General features: G+C 52.4%; 1 protein-coding gene and 1 pseudogene. One reads left to right on the forward strand and one right to left on the reverse strand.

Translation table 11 applies throughout. The features are described from left to right. Positions 1 to 145: pseudogene (locus RTW80_RS27905) on the reverse strand (Fe(3+)-siderophore ABC transporter permease); the annotation flags it as partial. Positions 146 to 254: 109 nt separating this feature from the next. Between RTW80_RS27905 and RTW80_RS27910 the strand changes: the two are divergent. Further along, positions 255 to 357: hypothetical protein (locus RTW80_RS27910; RefSeq protein ID WP_312721368.1), on the forward strand; the 103-nt coding region annotated here is incomplete at its 3' end.

A 357-nucleotide genomic window follows, 5' to 3' on the forward strand; every position in this document is an offset into this window, starting at 1 on the left:
GGCAGGTACCGGAGAGCGCATCGACAATAACGGACGCGGGCAGCGGCTTCGCGCCAACCAGCAAACTGAGTGCAATCGCAAGGATCAACAGCAGCAATAAAACGGGCACGGCTACGGCGCGCACCGCGGAAGAGGAAAACGACATAGCAACGTCCATGATGTGATAATGATAGTAATGATCGTTATCTATCTTAGTTGGCTATGTTAGCATGTGCGCCCATGGAAATGGTAGACCGATACCTCAAGGCCTTGTCATGAATCAAAAATCCTGGCTGCTCAACCTCAGCCTGCTGAAAACGCACCCGGCGTTTCGAGCGGTTTTTATCGCCCGCTTTATCTCCATTTTATCCCTCGGCC

This window comes from Escherichia sp. AM3 (genome assembly GCF_032029835.1).
Classification (GTDB): domain Bacteria; phylum Pseudomonadota; class Gammaproteobacteria; order Enterobacterales; family Enterobacteriaceae; genus Escherichia; species Escherichia coli.